At 73.3% G+C, this 2,783-nt stretch carries 3 protein-coding genes and 1 pseudogene; all 4 read left to right on the forward strand.

The window, feature by feature from the left end:
* A partial coding sequence (locus VR44_RS35600; protein ID WP_045951790.1) for a trans-sulfuration enzyme family protein occupies positions 1-980 on the forward strand: 980 nt, incomplete at its 5' end.
* 65 nt (positions 981-1,045) lie between these two features.
* Positions 1,046-1,552 carry a MaoC family dehydratase gene (locus VR44_RS35605; protein ID WP_045951791.1) on the forward strand — a complete coding sequence of 169 codons (507 nt, stop codon included), beginning with the start codon at positions 1,046-1,048 and terminating at the stop codon, positions 1,550-1,552.
* Positions 1,553-1,604: 52 nt separating this feature from the next.
* Complete coding sequence (locus tag VR44_RS35610) at positions 1,605-2,444, forward strand: class I SAM-dependent methyltransferase (RefSeq protein WP_045951792.1); 840 nt, start codon at positions 1,605-1,607, stop codon at positions 2,442-2,444.
* Positions 2,441-2,783, forward strand: a pseudogene (locus VR44_RS35615) (SAM-dependent methyltransferase); the annotation flags it as partial. The gene VR44_RS35610 and the pseudogene VR44_RS35615, both read left to right, overlap by 4 nt.

Here is a 2,783-nt window from a genome sequence, read left to right on the forward strand (position 1 = left end):
GCCTGGAGGGCGGGGCCTCCGCCATCGCCTTCGCCTCCGGGATGGGCGCCATCAGCGGGGTCCTGCTCGCCCTGCTGCGCCCCGGCGACCAGGTGATCGCGCAGCGCTGCCTGTACGGGGGCACGTACGCGGCGCTGAGCGACCTCGCCGAGCGCTACGGGGTCCGGGTCGACTACATCGGCGGTGACGACGCGGGGGAGTTCGAGGCGCTCGCCGGACCCCGCACCCGGCTGCTCGTCCTGGAGACCATCGCCAACCCCACCGGCCAGGTCCCCGACCTGCCCGGGCTGCTGGCCGCGGCCCGGCGCCTGGGCGTGCTCAGCGCCGTGGACAACTCGCTGGCCTCGCCGGTGCTGTGCCGTCCGATCGAACACGGCGCCGACATCGTGCTCCACTCCACCACCAAGTACCTCGCCGGCCACTCCGACGTCCTCGGCGGGGCGGCCGTCTTCGCCGACGACGCCCTGCGCCGGGAGGTCTGGCCGCGCACGGTCGAACTCGGCGCCAGCGCCGACCCGTTCGCCGTCTGGCTCACCCTGCGGGGGATCGCCACGCTGCCGCTGCGGATGCGCGAGCACTGCGCCAACGCGGGCCTGCTCGCGCAGCGGCTGGCGGACCACCCCGCCGTGGCGGCCGTCCACTGGCCGTGGCTGAGAACGCACCCCTCGTACGCCCTGGCCCGCAAGGTGCTCTCCGGCGGCGGCGGGCTGCTCTCCTTCGAGCTGCACGGCGGCCGGGAGGCGGGCCGCGCCTTCGTCGAGGGGGTCCGCCTCGCCCGGCTCGCGCTCTCGCTCGGCGGGGTCGAGACGCTGGTCACGCACCCTGCCAGCACCTCCCACCGCGAGCTGGACGAGGGCGCGTTGGCGCGCGCGGGGATCGGCCCGGGCCTGGTGCGGATGTCGGTCGGCATCGAGGACCCGGAGGACCTCTGGCAGGACGCTGAACAGGCACTGCGGTCTTCTTTTGGGTTGACAAAATAAGCGGCCAATTCGTAGATTGGTTCACGCCAGAGAAAACCACTCCTCTACGTCAAGGGGGGCGCGTGATGCGCTATTTCGAGGACTTCCGGACCGGTGACGTCCACGAGCTGGGGACCATCACCGTCACGACGGAGGAGGTGCTGGAGTTCGGCCGGCGCTTCGACCCGCAGCCCTTCCACACCGACCCGGAGCTCGCCGCGCAGACCCCGTTCGGCGGCCTCATCGCCAGCGGCTGGCACAGCGCCTCGATGTTCATGCGCCGCTACGTCGACGGACTGCTCGCCTACAGCGCCTGTACCGGCTCGCCGGGCGTCGACGAGATCCGCTACCTGCGGCCCGTCCGGCCCGGCGACGTGCTCACGGCGCGCGTCGAGATCCTCGGCTCGCGCCCCTCGCCGTTCAACCCCACCACCGGCGTCGTCCAGCCCAAGTGCACGCTGTCCGACGCCGAGGGGAACGTCGTCTTCAGCATGGTCCTGCACAGCATCTTCCAGCGCCGGCCCGCCGCATGCTCCACCGCGCACCCCTGCGCCGCGGAGGACCCGGTGGTCCGCGTGAGCTCCCTGGCCTAGGGCCGCCCCCGCGCCCGCCCCTCCCCGTCCGCCGAAGTGAAGGGAGCCTCCCGTGGAGGCCGTATCCCGCACCGCCCAGTGGACCGCCGCCGCGCGGGCCCTGGAAACCGACCGCGAAGACCGGCTGTTCGCCGATCCGTACGCCCGCACCGTCGCCGACACCATCGGCTTCGAACTGCTGGAGCGCTACGCCGGAGCCGGCACCGTGCCGTTCCTCGCCATCCGCACCACCTACCTGGACCGGCAGATCGTCCGCACCGTCCAGGAGCACGGCATCCGCCAGGTCGTGTTCCTCGCCGCCGGCATGGACACCCGCTTCTACCGGCTGCCCTGGCCCGACGGCGTCACCGTCTACGAACTCGACCGCCCCGCCCTGCTGGAGGCCAAGGCCGAGATGCTCGCCGGCGAACCGCAGCCGGCCGGACGCACCCGCACCGCCGTCCCCGTCGACCTCACCCAGGACTGGACCGGCCCCCTCAAGGAGGCCGGCTGGCGCTCCGACGAGCCCGTGCTGTGGGTCGTCGAGGGCCTCCTCTTCTTCCTCCCCGAGCTCGCCGTCCGCAACCTGATCTCCACCCTCGCCGGACACTCCGCACCCGGCTCGGTCCTCCTCGGCGACGTCATCAGCAAGGCCGCCCTGGAGAACCCGCTCTCCCGCCCCTTCCTGAAGTGCCTGGAAGAGGACGGGAACCCGTGGCTGTTCGGCACCGAGACCCCCGAGCAGCTCCTCGCCGACTGCGGCTGGGACGTCCGCGAGGTCCGCCAGCCCGGCGAGGACGGCGCCCACTTCGACCGCTGGCCCTACCCGGTCCCCGCGCGCACCGTCCCGGGCGTCCCCCGGTCCTTCCTGTTCACCTGCGACCTTCCGACCACCGAGGTGAGAGCGGCATGAGCGCCACCCACGACTTCCACCAGCGCGTCATCAGCGACGCCGGCGCCGCCGTACGCGGCCTCACCGTCGCCCTCGGCGAGCGGCTCGGCCTCTACCGCGCCCTGGCCGAGGCCGGCCCGCTCACCCCCGCCGCCCTCGCCGAGCGCACGGCGATCCACCCCCGCTACGCCGAGGAGTGGCTGCACGCCCAGCTGAGCGCCGGCTACGTCGAGCGCGACCCGGACACCGGCGCCTACTCCCTGCCCGCCGACCACGCGCCGGTGCTCGCCGACCCGAACGCGATCACCTTCGCCGCCGGCTTCTTCACCGCCCTCAAGGCCCTCTACGGCACCGAGGACC

Source organism: Streptomyces katrae, from assembly GCF_000966975.1.
Classification (GTDB): Bacteria; Actinomycetota; Actinomycetes; order Streptomycetales; family Streptomycetaceae; genus Streptomyces; species Streptomyces katrae.